The following is a 363-nucleotide window of genomic DNA, read 5'->3' as shown; positions in this document are numbered from 1 at the left end:
TGAGATCGAGCTTGCGCGCTATTCGACGCGCGAGATGGTGGATCTCGAATCCAGCATGGCGAATTCCGCCGAGCGACTGCACCAGGCGCAAAACCATGGCGTCGATCGCCGGCTGGTAGAACGGGCAATCGGCCGCCAAGATGCTGCTATTCGGTCGAGCGTTTCGAGCGACACCGCTGGCAAGGTCGAGCGGGGCGAACTGGACAGTGGCGAGCGCGATCGGCGCATCGGCGCGGCGCGGCTTTCCGATGAGCAGCGGGCGGCGATCGAACATATCACCGGGCCGGAGCGGATCGCCGCCGTGGTTGGTTATGCCGGCGCTGGAAAATCCACCATGCTGGCGGCCGCTCGCGAGGCTTGGGA

1 protein-coding gene is annotated in these 363 nt (G+C 65.6%); it reads left to right on the top strand.

What is annotated here, in order from left to right; genetic code table 11:
• Nucleotides 1-363, top strand: a 363-nt coding sequence (locus PL597_RS26230; RefSeq protein WP_271366685.1) for an AAA family ATPase, incomplete at both ends; no start/stop codon positions are given.

Source organism: Agrobacterium sp. ST15.13.013, assembly GCF_027956525.1.
GTDB lineage: Bacteria > Pseudomonadota > Alphaproteobacteria > Rhizobiales > Rhizobiaceae > Agrobacterium > Agrobacterium salinitolerans.
Note: the sequence above shows the minus strand (reverse complement) of the source record. Positions and strands in the feature narration are given on the sequence as shown.